Here is a 19654-nt window from a genome sequence, read left to right as displayed (position 1 = left end):
AAACCTTGATCTTTGAGACTATTAAATTGTTCGGCAGAAGTAATTGAAGCATCATAGGTAAATGTTTTTTTATTACTGTCCCAAAACCAGTCTGTTCCTTGTCTTCCATCCGGATCAATAAATCTGATAGGATTATTAAAAGCATATGCATACGGTGAAAATCTTCTTGATACTTCTGCAAGTGGATCATACTGTCCCCAGATTACAGCATCCGGCATGTACATTCTCGCACCATAGTCATACATTCCAGTCTCCTGAAGCTCCTTTCCATTATACTTGTAGTTCTATAAGCATTCCATTGTAGGAAAATATTCTGAAAATGTAACACTCCATTTATTATCAAATCCTCCATTAATAATAATGTAATCAATTCCTTTTTTTAGCTTAAAATTCATCTCACCTTTTTTCTTAGATGTAATTTTAATCTTTTCATCCCTTTTAAGAACTCTAATTTGTGTATATCCACAGGTATAATTTTGAAAATTATACCTTTTACCATTTATAGTAATAACATCGTCAATAAAAGCAGCATTATTAAAAGATAATAAAACTTCGTCATCTTTTTTAAGAAATTCTTTTGGAATATTTTCCAAATAAGATTTATATGCTGTACTATCTGTTTCTGTTGCTTTCGTTTTATCTTGATAATAAAAATCAATATTATTTTGTGCGAAGCAACTATTGTTGGTCAGTAAAACAATTATAAAAAAAAATATTATTTTCATTATTTTTTATTTTTTGGTAATCTAAATGAGTTGGCTTTAACAGTTTCTTCCATCTTCTGTATCTGATTTTTATTAAATTCCACACCTAATCCTTTCATTGAAGAAATTGGGTTTTCATATGAATTCATCCTATTGTTAATATTGGCAGGAGTAGCTTCAACTCCTGAATTTGGCTCCCAGATATGTTCTAAACCAAAAGTATGACCAATTTCATGCGTAATTGTATCTGTATCTCCATTCTTTGCATTAACAGTTGCTGTAATTGGATTTCCGAGTGGTGCGTCTCCAAGAACTGTTCCCGTCATAGTAGTACCGTTATCATTTACTATTGTTACAGATCGTCCTGGAAAAGTCATATCAATGTTATAAGTAGCATTACTATCTTGAATAATTGTAAGATCGAGTCCTTCTTTTTTAAAGTTATTTTCTACGGTTGAAAGTTTTTGTTGAACTTGTTCATTAGTAAAAGAGCCTTGTGTAACATTTGTTCTTAATTCAACTTTTGCTGGAGTATTCAAATTAAATCCAGATATATCATTAGATACAGGGGTATTCCGTGTAGATTTATTAATTAACTCAGCTTCTAACCCTTCTAATTCTCTCGCATCAATAACTCGATTTTCAGAAAACGCATAAGTACTATTATGGGTATATTTTTCAGCGAGCGGGTCAATGTTGAAGAAACGTCCAATATCAGGCATATAATTTCTCCATTTAAACGAGTAAAAACCAGTCTCCTGTAACTCTTGTCCCTGATACTTATAATTATATGGAACCCCTCCAAAAGGAGCTGGTACAATAAGGCCCTCCTGATGTTTTAATCCAAAAGGATAATAATTGTTGGCATCAATGACCTCAGCTATACCACTGCCATTACTTCTGTAACTCACTCTTACATTTCCTAAATGATCCGTATAATTGTAAATATACTTATTTTCAGTAAAATCATAATACCCTTCTGAGGTAGGCACAAATTTCAATACAGGAATGGTATAAAGAGAAGCTGCAGTGTCATAGGCATGTCTGTTATCATACTGGAAGCCGTCAAGATAATTGGTTTCTATAGGTCCGTTATGATCGTATACCTTAGATACTTTCATGCCATCTGCCCTGTAGATATAACTGGTTGTAGAGTTATCTATTATCCCTGCATTAACCGCAATATTATTGGGAAGATTCAGATAATTATAGCTGATCTTCATTTTACGGTCAGGATGATCGGTCATATTCCCGTTAGGATTATAAGCCATAGTTCCCTGCAAAGCATCATATCCTGAACGGTTGTTAATGACACCGGCAGGAAGGGTGATTTTGTCCAGTACATTACTTTTGTCCCCATTCTGATAGTTATAGATCAGATCATCAATCTTCTCTGCTGTTGTTCCTCCGGCAGCAGGCCATGATAATCTCTTTAAGGTTTTAATATTCCCATTGAGATCATAGCTCAGCTCTTCATTAAAATAGTTATTTTGGGCTAAAGAAGCATTGGGCTGGGAATAAGCTCCTTTCAACACCCTGTTTAAAGCATCATACTGGTAATTGTATCTTTTCAACCCCTCGGAACTGGAAATATTCCAATCAATCTCAGCAATATTCCCATTAAACCTTCCGGATGAAGTATTGGTATAAACAGGATTGTTATACTTCATCTCATAGCCAAATAATTTCCCGTTCAGATTAGCAGGATCATTGATTTTAGTCATCCAACCACGGATATTGTATTGGTAAGCAATGGTCTGTAATGGGGAGGCCGCAGCTATTCCTCCTACTTTCTTAGATTCCAGCTGGGAAAGTTCATTGTATTTGTTTTGAGCAATGTATTCAACTGGATTACTTCCTATCTGATGAGTCTGGGTCAGAAGCCTGTTCTGGGAATCATAGGTGAATTTTTCTACAATGATTTTTTCAGGGTCTGAACCCAGCCTTTTATGGTAAGTATTGGTCTGAAGGATAACCCCGGTATAGTCAAGCTTATTATTAATCACAGTATAGCCTCCAAGATAATTACGACTTCTTGATCCGATATTTCTTCCTTTGGTATCATACCAGATAAAATTCCTTGTCCAATTGTCATCTTCTATATTCTTTACATAAGAAGCTGTAAGAAATCCTTTAGTGGTTTGTGCATTAGCAGGATTATCTGTAAGAAGAGGTTGGGCAAAGACATTGGTTACCGCAGGGGAGCCTGTCGGATAAGTATCATAATAATTAACCGTTAACAGCGTAGTGACAGAACCAGGATAACTGGCAGAACCATTATCATAATATACTCCTACCCCGCTGTTGGTAAATCCTACGGTAGAGGACCTGGTTACATTATTACTCCCCTTAGCATCTGCTGATATTTGCTCTGCAGCTCTTCCTGCTGTACCATACACCTGAGTACTTGTGTATATTCCGGTGTAGGCAGCTCTTCCGAATTGGTCATACTTGGTAAAAAGCCACTGTTTTAATGCTCCCATGACAGCATCCTGGGTCATGATCAGCCTGTCCTGTTTGTCATACACCATATATTCCCAGCCTTTTCCGGGAAGTTTCTTTTCTACCAGACGGTTCCTTCCGTCATATTTATACTGGTAACATAAATCACTAAGTACGGTATTGGGATCTGCTTCTACGGAAGCTTTAGGAGGAATCACAAAAGCCAGCTGGTTATAATCATTGTAAACATAATAGGTATCTGCACTTTCTGTAGCACTGATTACTTTTCTGACCAATACCACCTGCCCCTGGCCGTTTTTAAACTCAATGGTTGAGTTGCCGTCTTCATCGGTGACTGTATTTTTATACAGCTGTCCTACTGCATAGGAACCGGATGGGATGAGTTGGGAAGTAAAAGTGGTATAGGTAAAAGTGGCTGTATATTTTTTAACCTCACCATCGACATTGGCGTCATATCCAAATTGTACGGGTTTGTTATCCCAGGCATTTCCCACTTGTTTCTGCTCCAGAATTCTGTCTAAAGGTGAGTTTTCCAAAACCTTTTCTGAATAGATCTTTTCATTGCCATAGGTGTTAGGATAAACACCCAAAGGTCCTGAATAATAGTTCCCGTTACTTGTGGAAAGTTGGGGAACAGGAAGATAGTCTTTAACCTGTCTTCCGAAAGGATCATATTCAATATGGGTCACAACATCTTTTCCCAAAGGTGAAGCTTGTAAGTTGATAATCTGCTTGGGTCTTCCCAATCCGTCAAAATACTGTACCGTTTCTAAGGATTTGGTAGCAGCTGTTCCATTATAATCTAAATATGTTTTGGTCTGAATATAATTTTCATTGCTTGAAATCGTGGAAAGCTGGGCATAGGTTATATTAGATAAGAGCAAGGCTCCTATTGGTATTATAAGTTTTTTCATCAGTTTTAGTTTTTATAATTGTATTTCATTTCTTTCAGCACTTTGCCATTCACATCAATCACTTTTTCAAGCCTGTTAGCCGAATCATAAACATAAAATTCGCTAATTCCGGATGGTGAAGTGATACTTCTTACTCCTACTAAAGGATCGTAAGTATAAGTAGTGATCTGATAACCGGATAATGCCGTATTAGCTCTAAAGGCATTCAATGCTGATAAAAATGCTGTCTCATCATTACCAGAAGCTGCTAGAGCATCTGTATTGGAAGCATTTACAATAGCATCAATTAATGATTGCTGGATATCTGTTAATTTGGCACCTTCTATCTTAGCAATGGGCTGAGTTTGGTTATAGCCCCAGATAATTACTGTTGAAATACCATCTTTTGTGGTATACTGCTGTAAGTTTCCTTTTAAATCATACTGATCGTAAGTCACTTCTGTAGAAATAACATTTTGTAGGTCAGTAGATATTACAGAACTTGGGAGTAAGCTCAAAGGATTATCATATTTTGTTTCTATATTTGACACCATTACATTATCTTTTTTCGTAATGGTTTGCAATGGAATACCTATTATATTGGCATTGATAAGCCTCTGATTATTTTTCTCATGGGCATAGCTGAAAGTAGTTTCTGTAATTGTATTGTCAGCAAAAGTAGCTTTTTGTTTTATTGGATAATCTCTGGTATTATAGGTAATATCTTCAACCGTTTTTAAAGTCTTCCCGTTAAAAGATTCTGTAGTCTCAGAATGGATAGGATTTGCTTTTCCTATAATCTCCTGCACTGGAAGAATTCGCATCATACTACTAACGTTGCTGCGGTTATCGCAAAACACATTCAATCCCTGATTTTGTATGCAACCAGCATAATAATTTTCATAGGAATTAAAATGACCAGCATACACATACTCTGAGTAGGGTGAATTTATGTAGCTTATATTTAATCCCGTAAGAACTCTTGAATCATAGATATTATATTCTGTATCCTTTTTATATAGACTTAGATTCATATTGTCCTTTTTTTCATCCTTTGTCAATAGTCCTCTTTTGTAATCATAATTATCTACGGGAAGAAATGGTGGCAATTCAAAATTAATATAGTGTGAATCCGGATTTGGTTTATCAATAGGTGAAGTGTAAGAATATTCTGTTCTACCCTTGCCCGTTTCCAAAACCGTTATATTCTGATAACCCACATCAGAGCCCTGTGTTTTCTGAACAGGAAGAAAACTCTGAGATGAATAGATCGCAAATTCATTGGCATAAGGATATTGACAATATCCTACCGACATGCCTCCACAAGTCGAAACAAACTTATTACTATACCCATACTTATAAGTCAACAAAGGTTTTGGAAATACCAAGGCACCACTACTTTTTCCTGAATCCGTAAATGTGTTATATGAAAATGTAACTTTCTTTTGAGGAGTGGCATCATTGGGATTGTCATAATAACTGATTGTATTAATTCTTATTCCTCCTCCGTTAAGCCACTGTTTTTGTACGGGATTTTTTGTCTTAAATGAATATTTAATATTAGCAGTTCCCTGGTCATTTGAATTGGTCCAGGTAAATTTAATTCTATAAAAGTGTCCGCCTTCTAAATTAATTTCTTTATCTGTAGTATTGATACCATATGACTGTACCAACTCTTGGCTCAGGTTTAATTTTTCTAAGAATAAAAATCCGATATTATCGTTATTGTTTAAAATTTCGCCACTTTCCAATAATAATATTTTATTCTGAAGAACCTTTCCTAAACTATAAGTAGCAGAATTAAAAAAAGTACTATGTAATGTAACATCAGTAACATTACTATAAGTCCAGTTTTCAATATTATCATCAAAATTAGTAATTGGCATTCCCAAATGATCTGATGAGTAAGTATTGGCTCCAAAATCAAAAGTCCTAATTCCTCCCGAAGGAAGTTTCATACTTTTGAGAATATTCATATTGATACAATCCGGTGAAACATATTTTGCCAAAAGAGGATTAGCATTAGGACGAGGACAGTTAAACCACCCCCATGAATCTGTTCCCAAAGTTCGATTCTGCGGATTGGATGTATAGTCTAATATATAATCATATTCTTTATTGGAAGAAGAATCAAACTTAGTTACTTTTGAGAGTGATAACGTTGTGTTAGGCAAATTTCCTCCTGCTAAATTATAAGTAAAATAGCTATAAGATAACTGGTGTGTTTCCAGTAGTTTTCCGGATGCATCAAAAACTTTAACCTTATCTAATTTTTGCAGCTGCTGAGGCAGACTATAGCCTGAATCATTTCTTTCCTGCAAATATGTAAAATTAATTTTTCCTTTTCCCGGTATTTCTATTTCTTTTAAACTTCGGACAAATGTATTATTTGTGATGATGTTCGTTTCGTAAGAAGCCGGCATCTGGCTATCGAAAGTTGTTGCTACAGGCAAAGAGTTTGCATCTTCACTTGCAAACTTATTTCTGGTTATATTAGAATAATCTGTATACTGGATCTCGGAAGGAGGATAATACTCCAGCTTTACCAATTCTGTTTTGGATGTGTTGGCAACTTTGCTCAGGTGAAAAGCAGTAGTACTTTCACCGGAATCTTTTGAATTGGTTTGAAATGAATCATAATAACCTATTTTATTAGATATACTGGATCTTTGAGTTCTCTCTAATACATCAAAAGTAAAACTATTTCCATATTCATCAAGAATTATAAAAGATGCTACCTCTAATGCATTACCAGAGTTAGTAGAGCCTATGGTAATTTTTAGATTATTTTTATCTAACTTTTCAACATATAAATTATTATCGGAAGATTTTTTAATGATAAATCGCCCAGTATAACCCATAAAATTATATTGATAAAGATCATACTCAGTATCATATCGGCTAAAAAACAATGCATCAAATAAAAGCTTTTTATATTGATCCGTATGATATACACCACCTACTGCTAACTCATCCAAATATTTTCTTGTATAATTGGTGTGGGCTCCTGCATAATTATATTCATCATAAAGAATTCCTACCCTTTGCTCAACTCCTTCAAAATTACGATCATCCGCACTTCCTCTTATAGTTTTGGTGATAGTTCCTCCGGCAAACAGACTCCATCCTAATCCTTCTTCTCCCGATTTGTCAAGAGGCTTTGCATTAAGAGGGTGATAATTTAGCGAAACGTTCATAGAAATTTTAGAATCATTTGTTGAGATAGCTGCAAGTGGAATTTTAATATCCGGAATTCCTGTGTAGTAGCTTACAGGAACTTCTTCAAATTTCATTAAATTATTAGCAGTGGGAGCAGCCGGATAAATTTGTTTTATATTATCCATAGGACTGCTTGCGGAAGCCGGATTTGAATTTATAATCTGTGAGTGTAAATACTGCATGAAAAACAATGACAGTATTAAGTATTTTTTCCTCATTTGTCTATTTCTTGATTAGTTTAGCATTCGCCGTTTTATTGTTATCAGTTTTTATCGTCACCAGATAAGCTCCCTGCACCAAAGCCTGAGTATTAATCTTAGTCACTTTATTCTTAGTTTTTATACTCTGAAGCTGTCTCCCGCTCATGTCATATAATAAGATATCTGCATCTTTAAAATCAAAACCGATTTCTATATAAGCATAATCTGATACTGGGTTCGGATAAATTTTGATGTCATATTTTTCAATTAACTGATCAACCTGTTTGTCTCCTAGCTTTACGATCTTCCAGTTTTCTTTACCCAATTCTTCTGCACTGGTTCCTGCCAGAACAATAGAACCATCTCTATTAAGTTTTAAATCAGAAAGTCTTTCTTCCTTTTTTCTGGATTCTCCTTTGACATGTTTTCTCCACTGCTCATTGCCATTCTGATCTAAATACAGTATCCAGAAGGTTTCATCATCAGTTTCTACTCTTCCTTCAGCCTGAGTATAGCCTCCCAATAAAATTCCTTTGGAAGATTTATCATCTACAGAATGAATTACGCTTATTCCCATCAAAATATCCCTATTTTTGAAGTTGTAAGATTTCTGCCACTGCTCATCACCTCTTTCATTTAAAGAAATCAGCCAAAGGTCTGTTCCTTCTTCAATTCCAACCACTTTATTTCCTGATCTTTCCGATCTGGATTCTCCACCAATGATAAAGCCGTTTGAAGTCAAAGCTAGTGTTCTGACATGATCATCACCTTTCCCTCCAAAGTTCTTTTCCCATTCTACTTTTCCGTTTTTATCGAGTTTTACGATCCAGTAATCACCTTCTCCGAAATTTTCAGTTTGTTTCAAGTTTCGGGACACGGGATTCGAGTTTTGAACGTTTGAAACAGAACCCGCATCTCGCATCTCGGAACCCTTTTCAGATCCCGAAACACGAACCTCGGAACTCCTGGAATAAATACCTAATAATGCTCCTCCATCTTTCGTTGGAATCATCTTTTCTACTTCGTCTAAGCCTTTTCCGCCTAAGATTAATTGGGAGAGCTCTTTTCCGTTTTTATCTAGTTTTGTGATCAGAACGTCTTTAGAGCCGTAACCTTTTGAAGAGTTTTGAACATTCCCTGCAACAAAGAATCCTAAATCTGTAGTTTGAATCACAGCCCTTGCTTCTTCGTCGGAAGAACTTCCTAAAGTTTTCTGCCACAATTCATCTCCGAATTCATTGATTCTGATCAGCCAGATATCTGACCCGCCCTTTGAATCCTCTTTTTTATCCAATCCTTTTCCTGAATAAGAAGTTCCGGCTAAAAGAAATCCGCCATCCTGTGTTGTGACTGTAGCTGATAAATAATCATGATTGGATCCCGAGAAGTATTTTTCCCAGGCTTCTTCTCCCTGCTGGTTCAATTTTACCAGATGAAAATCGTAACCATTATTTTGCTTGCTGCCTGAGGCTTGCTGCTTATCGCTTTGGATAGAGCTTCCCGTTATCAGATACTGCTGATCGATTGTTGTAGTAACCTGGCTAAGAAAATCCTGAGTAGAGGATTTGATGTCTTTCTGCCATACCACTTCCTGAGCAGAGATGCTCAGAATAGCGCATAAACTTAGCGCTCCGAGATAGATTTTTTTCATTCCCGTATTGTTGTTTTTTTGAGTTAGTAATTAGTTTATTAAAACTTCGCGAATTTAACACTTTTTAAGACATTAAAATCACAAAGTTGCGATTTAACATAAATCTTACTATTTATTATTAAATCCACTTTATTATATTGAAATTCATTTTATTCTGGTGTAAAATTATCCCCGGATAACGACAAAACCTGTCGCATTAAAAACAAAAAAGGGCCAACTCAAAAGAATTGACCCTTCCAAAAAACATTAACTGTTTATTGATAGAATTATGATGTTTTATTTCCAGCCTCCACCTAAACTTTTATAGATGTCAACTACTGTGCTGAGCTGTTTTTGTTTTGCCTCAATAAGTTCCATTTTGGCATCCAAAGCATCTCTTTGGTTCAAAAGAACTTCAAGATAATCTGCTCTGGAATTACGGAATAACTGATTGGCAATATCAATAGACTGGTCCAGGGCTTTAGTTTCCTGAGATTTCAGTTGATAATACTGATCTATATTTTTAACCTTTGACATCAGATTGGCAACATCCAGATAAGCGTTCAAAATGGTTTTATCATATTCGTACAATGCCTGAACCTGTTTTGCATCTGCTGTCTGGAAATTCGCTTTTATGGCGCTTTTGTTAATAAGCGGTCCTGCCAATTCACCTGCCAGATTGTAAGCAATGGATTCAGGCAATTTAACAAGATAAGATGGTTTGAAAGCCTCCAGTCCTAATGTCGCAGAAATTTCCAAAGAAGGATAAAACTCTTTTCTTGCTGCTTCCACATCCAGCTTTGATGCTTTCAATTCCAGTTCTGCCTGCTTGATATCAGGACGGTTTGCCAATAACTGTGATGGAATTCCGGTATAGACTGTAGGAGGAATCGTAGACATAAAGTTTTCCTTTGTTCTCACAATAGGTTGTGGATATCTTCCTAACAGGGCATTAATTTCGTTTTCCTTCTCAGTAATTTGCTGACGGATCGTATATTCAGCAGCCTTAGATTTCGCCAATTCTGCTTCAAATTTTTTCACCGCCAGTTCCGTTGCAGCCGCAGCTTCTTTCTGAATTTTGGAAATTTCCAACGCTCTCTGCTGAAGCTTGATATACTGCTGTATAATATCTAATTGATTATCAAGGGCCAACAATTCATAATAATTATCAGCAACTTCTTCAATAAGATTAGACAGGACAAAGTTTTTGCCTTCTACGGTAGAAAGATAATGGGCAACTGCAGATTCTTTTTCGGTTCTGAGTTTTTTCCAGATATCAATTTCCCAGCTTGCATTTAATCCTGCTTCAAAATTTCCCAGCGGATCAGGCATTTCTTTTCCAGGTTCTATTTCTGTAGTGGCATCACCCGCTCCTTCACTGGTATAACGCCCTGCTTTTTTTAGTCCGGCTCCTATTCCTGCTGAAACAGTTGGAGTAAGCCTTCCTTTTTTAGCTAAAACACCACTTTTAGCAATTTCAATTTCCTGAAGGGTAATTAATAGTTCCTGATTATTTTTTAATGCTGTTTCGATCAGCGTTACCAGATTTGGATCCGTAAAGAACTGTCTCCATGGAGTTGTTCCGCTATTGTTATTTGCATCCTGCTGTTCTTCCTGATTAAAGTTCTGAGGAATATTTTCTTTTACCTCGTCTTTTATGACAGTCGCCATGGGCGCCTTACAACTTGCAAGTACAAGTGATAAGGCAATGGCTGTGATTATATTTTTAGTCTTCGAATTTTCCATCATGTTCATAAGGTTCAGTTTGTTCTGTTAAAGGATTCTCTTCTTCATATCTCGCCAGTCTGGACTTGTCTGCAATGGTTCCGAAGATATAATACAATCCAGGGATAATCATCAATCCGAAAATGGTTCCGATCAACATCCCTCCTGCTGCTGCAGTACCAATTGTTCTGTTACCAACTGCTCCCGGCCCTGTTGCAATAACCAATGGAATCAAACCGGCAATAAATGCAAACGATGTCATTAGAATCGGACGGAAACGAATGGCAGCACCTTCAATAGCCGCTTTTGCCACAGGAATTCCCTCTTCCGCTTTCTTCTGTACAGCGAACTCGACAATCAAAACCGCATTTTTACCCAAGAGTCCAATCAACATGACCATCGCTACCTGTGCATAAATGTTATTCTCCAATCCTAAAAGTTTTAAGCATAAAAACGCTCCGAAAATACCAACCGGAAGGGATAAAATCACCGGAAGCGGAAGAATAAAACTTTCATATTGTGCCGAAAGAATCAGATAAACGAATCCTAAACATACCAGGAAGATAAATACGGCTTCATTTCCACGGCTTACTTCGTCTTTGGAAATACCTGCCCAGTCGATACCAAAACCTCTTGGAAGTGTTTTATCTGCAACTTCCTGAATTGCCTTAATCGCCTGTCCGCTACTATATCCTGGTGCCGGAGTTCCACTCACCTCTGCAGAGTTATACATATTGTGCCTTGTAATCTCAGATAATCCATATACCTTTTCCAATCTCATGAAATCTGAATAAGGAACCATCTGATCTTTATCATTTTTAACATAGAGCTTCAACAGATCTGTTGGTAGAGCACGGTATTGAGGGCCCGCCTGAACAATTACCTTATAAGGCCTGTCAAAACGGATGAAACTCGTCTCATAGTTGGACCCGATTAATGTGGATAAGTTATCCATCGCTTTTTCAATGGTCACTCCTTTTTGTTCTGCAAGATCATTATCAATCTTAAGCATATATTGCGGGAAACTCGCAGAATAGAAAGTAAATGCAGATCCCAGTTCCGGACGCTTCTTAAGCTCCTTCACAAAGTCATTACTTACCTGTTCCATTTTATGATAGTCTCCACTTCCTGCTTTATCGAGTAAACGAAGTTCAAAACCTCCGGCAGCTCCATATCCGGGAACGGATGGTGGCTGGAAGAATTCTATATTGGCACCCGGAATATTCTTCGCTTTTTCCTCAAGTTTTTCTATGATTTCAGCGGCGGATTCTTTACGTTCTTCCCAGCTTTTCAAGTTGATCAGACAGGTTCCCGAGTTAGATCCGGTACCTTCTGTCAAAATCTCATATCCTGCTAAGGATGAAACAGACTGTACACCATCAATGTCTTCAGATTCTCTTAAAAGTTCTTTAGCAATCTGATTGGTTCTTTCTAATGTAGATCCCGGAGGAGTCTGGATAATGGCATAGATCATCCCCTGATCTTCAGCCGGAATAAATCCTGAAGGCAAAGAGTTACTCAGGAAGAATGTACAGGCACAGAATGCTAACAGTAACGGCAACGTGATTGTTTTCTTCGTCACTGTTTTATTCAGCATCTTCTCATATTTCCCGGCACCTTTTGTAAAGATATTATTGAACTTATCAAGGAAAATAGTAATCGGAGTCTTCTTTTTAGGCTTACCGTGGTTATTTCTTAAGATCAACGCACACAATGCCGGTGTTAAAGTAAGTGCCACCACCCCTGATAAGATAATGGACGAAGCCATTGTAATAGAGAACTGACGGTAGAATACCCCAACCGGTCCGGACATAAATGCAATCGGGATAAATACGGATGCCATTACCAAAGTAATTGCGATAATCGCTCCACTGATCTCATGCATTGCCTCCTCTGTTGCTTTCAATGGGGAAAGATGTTTTTCTTCCATTTTGGCGTGAACAGCTTCAATTACCACAATCGCGTCATCTACTACAACCCCGATCGCCATTACCAGGGCAAAGAGGGAAATCATATTCAGGGTAATTCCAAAGGCGGACATCACCGCAAATGTTCCTACCAATGAAACCGGAACGGCTAGTGCCGGAATCAAGGTTGAACGCCAGTCTCCAAGGAATAGGAATACCACAATTGCAACCAAAATAAAGGCTTCAAACAAGGTATGAATTACTTTTTCCATAGAGGCATCCAGGAATCTGGAAACGTCATAGCTGATGTCATAATGCATTCCTTTAGGGAAGTTATTTTTTTCAAGATCCTTCATCAATGCTTTTACGTTTTTGATAACGTCGCTTGCATTAGATCCATAGGATTGTTTTACAGTAATCGCCGCAGAAGGTTTTCCATTTAATGTAGAATAAATATCATACATGGAACTTCCGAATTCTATGTCTGCAACATCTTTCAGTCTTACAGATTCACCATCCGGTTTTGCTTTTAGGATAATGTTTCCATAATCTTTTTCATTGTTGAAACGACCCGGATATTTTAATACATATTCAAATGACTGCGAGCGTTTTCCTGAACTTTCTCCTGTTTTACCCGGAGAAGCCTCCAAACTCTGCTCATTCAGAGATTCCATTACTTCATCAGCTGAAATATTATAAGCTGTTAATCTATCCGGTTTAAGCCATATACGCATTGCATATTCACGGGTTCCCAGGATGTCAGCAAAACCAACACCACTTACCCTTCTCAATTCAGACATTACATTAATATCTGCATAGTTGAAAAGGAATTTCTGGTCAGCTTTAGGATCATCACTGTACAGGTTAATATACATCAACATGTTAGGTTCCTCACGGGTGATCTTTACCCCTTCACGTACTACAAGAGGAGGAAGCTTATTCACCACTGAAGATACACGGTTCTGAACGTTTACTGCTGCTACGTTGGGATCTGTTCCCAGATCAAATACAATCTGAATGGAAGCTTCCCCGTCGTTTCCGGCATCCGAGGTCATATATTTCATCCCCGGAACTCCGTTTAACCCTCTTTCTAAAGGGATCACTACGGATTTAATCAACAATTCGTTGTTAGCTCCCGGATATTCTGCGGTAATATTTACTTTAGGCGGAGAAATGGATGGGAACTGCGTCACCGGAAGTTTTACCAATGACAATATCCCCATAAATACAATAATCAATGAGATTACTATAGACAGAACTGGTCTGCGAATGAATTTCTTAAACATACTACTTCATTTTAGAGACCACTACTCTGCTTTTAATTTCAATGATTGAAGAACTTTCTTAGGATCCTGGAATTTTGTTTTCACCTTTTGATCATCCTTCACTTTCTGAACTCCTTCCAAAAGAATCTGATCTCCTTTTGAAATTCCTGAACCTACTACATAAAGATCGGGAAGTTCATAAGCGATTTTGATATTTCGGGATTTAGCAACCCCGTTTTTATCAATGACGAATACGTATTTCTGATCCTGAATCTCATAAGTAGCTTTCTGTGGAATAATGAGTGCATTATGAACAGGCATTGACATCTGTATTTTTCCTGTTTCGCCATTTCTTAAAAGTTTATCAGGATTCGGGAACTTGGCACGGAACGCAATATTACCTGTTTCGTTATCAAATTCTCCTTCTATGGTTTGGATTTCACCTTTCTGCGAATAGGTTTCTCCATTCGCTGTGATCAGGGATACCTGATTGCTTCCTCTGTCTGCAGCGTGAGTCTGATAACTTAAATATTCCGGTTCAGAAACGTTAAAGTAAGTATAGATACTTGTGTTATCTGACAATGAAGTCAGCAAATCACCTTCATCTACAAGACTTCCAAGTTTCAAAGGAATTCTGTTGATAACACCAGAGAACGGTGCTTTGATATCAGTAAATGAAAGATGGATCTGAGCCAGTTTCATTTCAGCATTAGCAGCATCCAGCTTGGCTTTTGCCATTGCTTTTTCATTTTTAGAAACAATATTGTTTCCTGCTAATGTACTTGCATTTTTCAATTCGATAGAAGCCTGTTCTACCTCTGCTTTTGCTTTTAATAATTCTGCCTGGTACAATTTAGGCATGATTCGGAACAATGTCTGTCCCGCCTGTACGTATTGTCCTTCATCTACAAAGATTTTTTCCAGGAAACCTTTTTCCTGAGCCCTTACTTCAATGTTTTTTACAGATTGAATCTGGGCTACGTATTCTTTGTTGATTACAGTGTCCATTACTACAGGAGATGTCACCGGATATACGGTAACTTCTTCTTTTTCTTCTTTTTTCTTATTGCAGCCAACCGCCAACAGAAGGGCACTCAGCGCAATTCCCGAAGCAACTCTCTTTATCATAATTCTAGAGTTTATATAAATCGTTAATGTTTTGATAGAAATAAAAACGGTAATAAAAGGGGGTACGATGTGATGATTACCAGCATACACAACGCAAAGTATTTCTACCCGGAATCAGGTAGAAAATGAGTAGATTGATGAAATTTTAAATTCTAATAGAACGGATAAGAATAAATCTTTTGGTGGCAAAGCCAAGAATAAAGCCATGAATATCAGGTCTAAACCTTTTATGGCTTTTTAACCCAAAAATATAAACCAGGCTGAAAACTCCTGCAAAAACAACAATCGCCTGCCATACATCAGACAGTTGGAAATCATTTTCAGCAAGTTCAAGTGTGGAATTGTCTACGGTATCGGCCATTTGCTGAACAGAGAGTTTTTCAAAAGTCTGATTCAAACGGTTGGCTCTTTTGGGCATATGATGAGAAACATGACCGGAATAGTCATTTCGAAGCGTTTTAACATCAAGTCTGCTTTCTACTACAAAGAGCAGAAAAAGACCGGTTAAAAAGTATACTATAAAGTTTCTCATTTTGAAGTGGCAAATGTACACCCAGATTATGATATTATCATAGTAGATTAACAAAATTTAACTATTCTTTAAATTACCTGAATCTGAAAACATGATAAATATTAAACATTTCCTTTATTCAAAGGTAATTCCAGCAATTATGACATCTCATCTGTGCAGGTTCAAATTTTCAAAAATCAAGCCATTTTTTTTGATTTAAGGAAATTTTAATTTTTACGTTGTTACTTTTTTGAACATTTTTAATGGCCTAGTATTCCATTTTTAAGAATTTCCGCAGTTAAACCTAAACTTTGTCATGAATATTAATTATTAACATTAACTTATTGTTACTCTCTTCTTTTTGAATTATTTTTGCCGAAAATTTACACAACAAATGAAAAATGAAAAAAAAGTATACTATACTATTGAAAACAAGTCCGTTAAAATCCCTGCATTAACAATAATTATACACAATTTTCCACAATAAATATTACTTTCTGTTTCGTGAATAATGTTTCAAAAAACAGTGAGTTAAAAATATATAAATTTAAAATTACTGTTACTTTATGTAAAATTAACATATATTTATTAAAAATATTTGTAAATTTATATAGTATTAATATCACAATTCATGAAACACTTTAAAATCACTTATCATTATGAAAAATTTATTAACAACAATCCTTCTGGGATTGACCATTCTTTCCCTAACAGCGTGTAAACATCCCGGAAAAGAAGCTGAAACCATTACCGCTGCTGCTCCCGAAAACACAGACGAAATTTTCAAAGATGTGTATGTTGACAGCTATGGAGAAAAGATAGAAGTAACGATCAACAACACTAAAAATACCGCAACAATACATTTAAACGGTAAAACTTTTGACCTTAAAAAAAGTGATGCTTTACCTGAATATACAGCCTCCAATGAAGAGTATCAATATTCTGATATTAAGGGAAATATAACTTTCCTTAAAAAGAATGTAGACATGGTACTGTTCCATCTTAAACAGGCAAAAAAAGAGTCTGGTCCGGCAAAAATGGCATCGTATTAGCATAAGGACTAGCATTCATTTAAAAAAAATAAGCATTATGAAAAGTTTATATTATTACTTATCGGCACTTGTAATTGCAACATTCCTTGTTGTTTCATGTAAAACACAAACCGCACAAAAAACGACTACTGATATTACCGGGAAAACCTGGAAACTTACAGAGCTTAACGGGAAACCGATAGAGCTTAAAAACCCTAAAAACAATCCTCATTTCAAACTTAATATGGATGGAATGAGATATGAAGGTCATGCCGGATGTAACGGATTTGGAGGAACTTTCGAGATCAAACCTGAAATCATGAGAATAAAATTCAATCAGGGAATGTCTACGATGATGGCTTGTGAAGATCTGGATATTGAAAACCAGTTTACAAAAGCAGTCCTTGCAGCAGATAACTACTCTGTAAATGGAAACACACTTACTTTAAACAAGGCAAGAATGGCTCCTTTAGCTAAATTTGTTCTTCAATAATCGTATTTATTTCACTTAAATAAAAAAAAGACGCTTCAATTCTGAAGCGTCTTTTTGTATGTATAGACTCTACTTCTTTTTATTGTAAATAAAATAACAGATCAGTAGGCTGATATTGACCAGAACGGCAAATCCATTAGATAAAATAATAGGCAGTTCGTCTTTTTTTATCCCATACCAGACCCACAGCGAAAGTCCCGAAATAAGAACCAAAAGCATGACCAGAGAAATATCTTCCACATTCTTTTCTTTGATCACCTTTACAAGCTGCGGAATCATCGAAACCGAAGTAAGAAAACCGGCAATGATCCCTAATACATTTACGTCCATAAGTTTTGTGGTTTTGAATCTCTACACTAATATATACTATTGAAACCTTTTTGATGACACTTCTTCATGCAAAGGGATATCGTTTTCAATGAAACGGAATAAATCGCGTGAGAAATAGCATCCATTCAGAATACCACGGGCCCCCATTCCATTAAAAATATACAAATTGTCCCATGTTTCATGTCTTCCAATGATTGGCCTTCTGTCTTTTACAGTAGGACGGAATCCAAAATGTACTTCTTCCACTTCAAAGTCATAGGGATAGAACTCAGAAAGTCCGTTGACTAGTTGAGTGACTGCTGAATCATCGATGTGGTGATGAAGCTGATCTCTGTCGTAGGTTCCACCGTAAAAATAAAGTCCGTTTCCGGTGGGAAATAAGAAATGCTTCTTTTTAATGGTGATGTTTTCCGGAATCGGTTGGGATAGCTTCACTTTTATATGATGCCCTTTATTGGGAACCACAGCAATTTCTGAAAAGTATGGATTATCTTTCACTCCCATTCCTTCGCAGAATATAATATTTTTGAAAGAAAAGTCTTTATAAACAGATTCGGAAGGGTTCAGTCGGGCATAATCGAATCTTTCTTTTATTAGATGATCATTTTTTTCCAAATAATTGAATAAACCACTAAAAAATCCATTAACATTGAGTCTGGCAGACTGATTGACCTTTCCGGTCTGAAAATCGTTTTTTACCCCGTTTAAAGAATCAAAATTTTGGTCAAGAAAAGCTGATAATTCTTCATTCTCTGATTTTTTTAACCAAAGATTCTGTTCATTCTCATCATGAAAAATTCTATGAATGGGAGCATTGATCAGATAATTTTCTCCGGTATAGGATTCTATTTCTTTGAGACTGTCTTTAAGAAAGTCTATTTGTTCCTGTGCTTTCCAGAAAGTGGTAAACTTCTTGAGAACAACAGGATTGATAATTCCGGCTGAAATCTGTGAAGCACTTTTTCTCCCTTCGGAAAAGACCACAAAGGACTTATTGTTTTTAATCAGCTGATGAGCCAGAAAAAGTCCTGCATATCCGTCTCCTACAATAATATAATCTACATTTTTCATGAGAAATTTCGTTTGTTTAAAGGTCATATGTAATCGCCTATCTCATTGATTATTGATCGGCAATAAACAAGGGCGATTTCATCATAAAAAAACCTGAGTAAAAATACTCAGGTTTTCTATAAATATCAAGTGAAATCTAGTAATTCCACATATCATTTTCCATGTCAAGAATCTGTGCTTTGATTCTATCGCTTTCTTCAATCTGTTCATCAGCATTTTTAGGAATATAGTCCTTAATAGTACCATCTCCTAAGCCGCTTGAAGACTTGTAAATAATAGAAGAGAATCTTCTTGCATTGATGATATCATCAAAAGATAAGTCGGCAGAAGAATTTTTTCTGTTGAAAACATAATTGTTTGCTAAAATATCACGAGCACTTGGATAATATATCCAGAATAAGTCGATCAATTCATCAGCACCAGCTAAAGGCTGACCGTCAGGACCAATTCTTCCAACAGATGTAGGATCTGGTCCCATAGCTGCGATTCCAAGAGGTCTGTATTTCATTTGACCGTCTCTCTTATCGATAAACCACATACCCATCACTTTAAGAACTTTTACTTTATCCGTTGTAGTTCTGATGATATCTGTTAATCTTTTTTTCTCGTCTTCTGTAAGTGTTCTTCCAGAGTTAAGAATATCAATAGCTTCTTCGTCAAGTCTTATGCTTTCCAATCTTTTCTGAATTGCTTCAGGTGAAAGTCTTGTCACAAAGTTTTCGTCATCATAAACTTCCTTAATGTCACCTTTAAGAGCTCCATCAAGTAATAATTGATATAAAGATCTTGTAGAGCTTGAAAGAAGACCATCCGGATTGTCATAATAGAATGGCTGGTTGATCTTATCATTCATATCAATGATTTCCCAAACAAACATACTTTTGTAAATATCTTTGTCATCAACGAAACCATATTCAAGAGGCTTTACTTTATTGCTGATAACAGTATCCCCTGCTTTTCTCATTGATTCAGATCTCATTTGTCTGAATTCTTCGGGAGAAGCAGCATTCAGAATAGTTTGGGAAAATGCTAATCCCGAAACTAAAACTAAAAGGGTGCTAATATATTTTTTCATAATATGATT

The 19654-nt window shown here is 36.3% G+C and carries 13 protein-coding genes and 1 pseudogene; 2 read left to right on the top strand and 12 right to left on the bottom strand.

The window, feature by feature from the left end:
- Positions 1-83 precede the first annotated feature (83 nt).
- From DYR29_RS23050 to DYR29_RS19690, 9 genes and pseudogenes are all read right to left on the bottom strand, one after another.
- Positions 84-281: pseudogene (locus DYR29_RS23050) on the bottom strand (RHS repeat-associated core domain-containing protein); the annotation flags it as partial.
- Between the two features lie 3 nt (positions 282-284).
- Positions 285-725 carry a hypothetical protein gene (locus DYR29_RS19725; protein WP_213278187.1) on the bottom strand — a complete coding sequence of 147 codons (441 nt, stop codon included), beginning with the start codon at positions 723-725 and terminating at the stop codon, positions 285-287.
- The gene (locus tag DYR29_RS19720) at positions 725-4081 is read right to left on the bottom strand and encodes a DUF6443 domain-containing protein (RefSeq protein WP_213278186.1); all 3357 of its coding nucleotides are present in this window, start codon (positions 4079-4081) and stop codon (positions 725-727) included. The genes DYR29_RS19725 and DYR29_RS19720 overlap by 1 nt, the downstream gene beginning before the upstream one ends.
- A 5-nt stretch (positions 4082-4086) precedes the next feature.
- Positions 4087-7461 (bottom strand): hypothetical protein, encoded by a 3375-nt coding sequence (locus DYR29_RS19715; RefSeq protein ID WP_213278185.1) that lies wholly within the window; start codon positions 7459-7461, stop codon positions 4087-4089.
- Between the two features lie 40 nt (positions 7462-7501).
- Positions 7502-9130, bottom strand: a complete 1629-nt coding sequence (locus DYR29_RS19710; RefSeq protein WP_213278184.1) for a T9SS type A sorting domain-containing protein — start codon at positions 9128-9130, stop codon at positions 7502-7504.
- 276 nt (positions 9131-9406) lie between these two features.
- Complete coding sequence (locus tag DYR29_RS19705) at positions 9407-10864, bottom strand: TolC family protein (protein ID WP_047424220.1); 1458 nt, start codon at positions 10862-10864, stop codon at positions 9407-9409.
- The gene (locus DYR29_RS19700; RefSeq protein WP_213278183.1) at positions 10836-14027 is read right to left on the bottom strand and encodes an efflux RND transporter permease subunit; all 3192 of its coding nucleotides are present in this window, start codon (positions 14025-14027) and stop codon (positions 10836-10838) included. The genes DYR29_RS19705 and DYR29_RS19700 overlap by 29 nt, the downstream gene beginning before the upstream one ends.
- A 21-nt stretch (positions 14028-14048) precedes the next feature.
- On the bottom strand, positions 14049-15131 hold the full coding sequence (locus DYR29_RS19695; RefSeq protein ID WP_149388580.1) for an efflux RND transporter periplasmic adaptor subunit: 1083 nt from the start codon (positions 15129-15131) through the stop codon (positions 14049-14051).
- A 148-nt stretch (positions 15132-15279) separates the two neighbouring features.
- A complete protein-coding gene (locus tag DYR29_RS19690) occupies positions 15280-15666 on the bottom strand; it encodes a hypothetical protein (RefSeq protein ID WP_213278182.1) in 387 nt (128 codons plus the stop codon).
- 638 nt (positions 15667-16304) lie between these two features.
- On the opposite strand from DYR29_RS19690, the gene DYR29_RS19685 reads away from it, so the two are divergent.
- Both DYR29_RS19685 and DYR29_RS19680 read left to right on the top strand, forming a co-directional pair.
- The gene (locus DYR29_RS19685) at positions 16305-16697 is read left to right on the top strand and encodes a multicopper oxidase domain-containing protein (RefSeq protein WP_213278181.1); all 393 of its coding nucleotides are present in this window, start codon (positions 16305-16307) and stop codon (positions 16695-16697) included.
- 37 nt (positions 16698-16734) lie between these two features.
- A complete protein-coding gene (locus DYR29_RS19680; protein WP_213278180.1) occupies positions 16735-17169 on the top strand; it encodes an META domain-containing protein in 435 nt (144 codons plus the stop codon).
- A 69-nt stretch (positions 17170-17238) separates the two neighbouring features.
- Here DYR29_RS19680 and DYR29_RS19675 read toward each other — a convergent pair whose 3' ends face one another.
- From DYR29_RS19675 to gldN, 3 genes are all read right to left on the bottom strand, one after another.
- Positions 17239-17499 (bottom strand): SemiSWEET transporter, encoded by a 261-nt coding sequence (locus DYR29_RS19675; RefSeq protein ID WP_213278179.1) that lies wholly within the window; start codon positions 17497-17499, stop codon positions 17239-17241.
- Positions 17500-17535: 36 nt separating this feature from the next.
- Complete coding sequence (locus tag DYR29_RS19670) at positions 17536-18570, bottom strand: NAD(P)/FAD-dependent oxidoreductase (RefSeq protein ID WP_213278178.1); 1035 nt, start codon at positions 18568-18570, stop codon at positions 17536-17538.
- A gap of 136 nt (positions 18571-18706) precedes the next feature.
- Complete coding sequence (gene gldN, locus DYR29_RS19665) at positions 18707-19645, bottom strand: gliding motility protein GldN (RefSeq protein WP_213278177.1); 939 nt, start codon at positions 19643-19645, stop codon at positions 18707-18709.
- Positions 19646-19654 lie beyond the last annotated feature (9 nt).

The organism is Chryseobacterium indologenes (assembly GCF_018362995.1).
Taxonomy (GTDB): domain Bacteria; phylum Bacteroidota; class Bacteroidia; order Flavobacteriales; family Weeksellaceae; genus Chryseobacterium; species Chryseobacterium indologenes_G.
The sequence above is the reverse complement of the archived record's forward strand: the minus strand, read 5'-3'. Positions and strand labels throughout refer to the sequence as shown.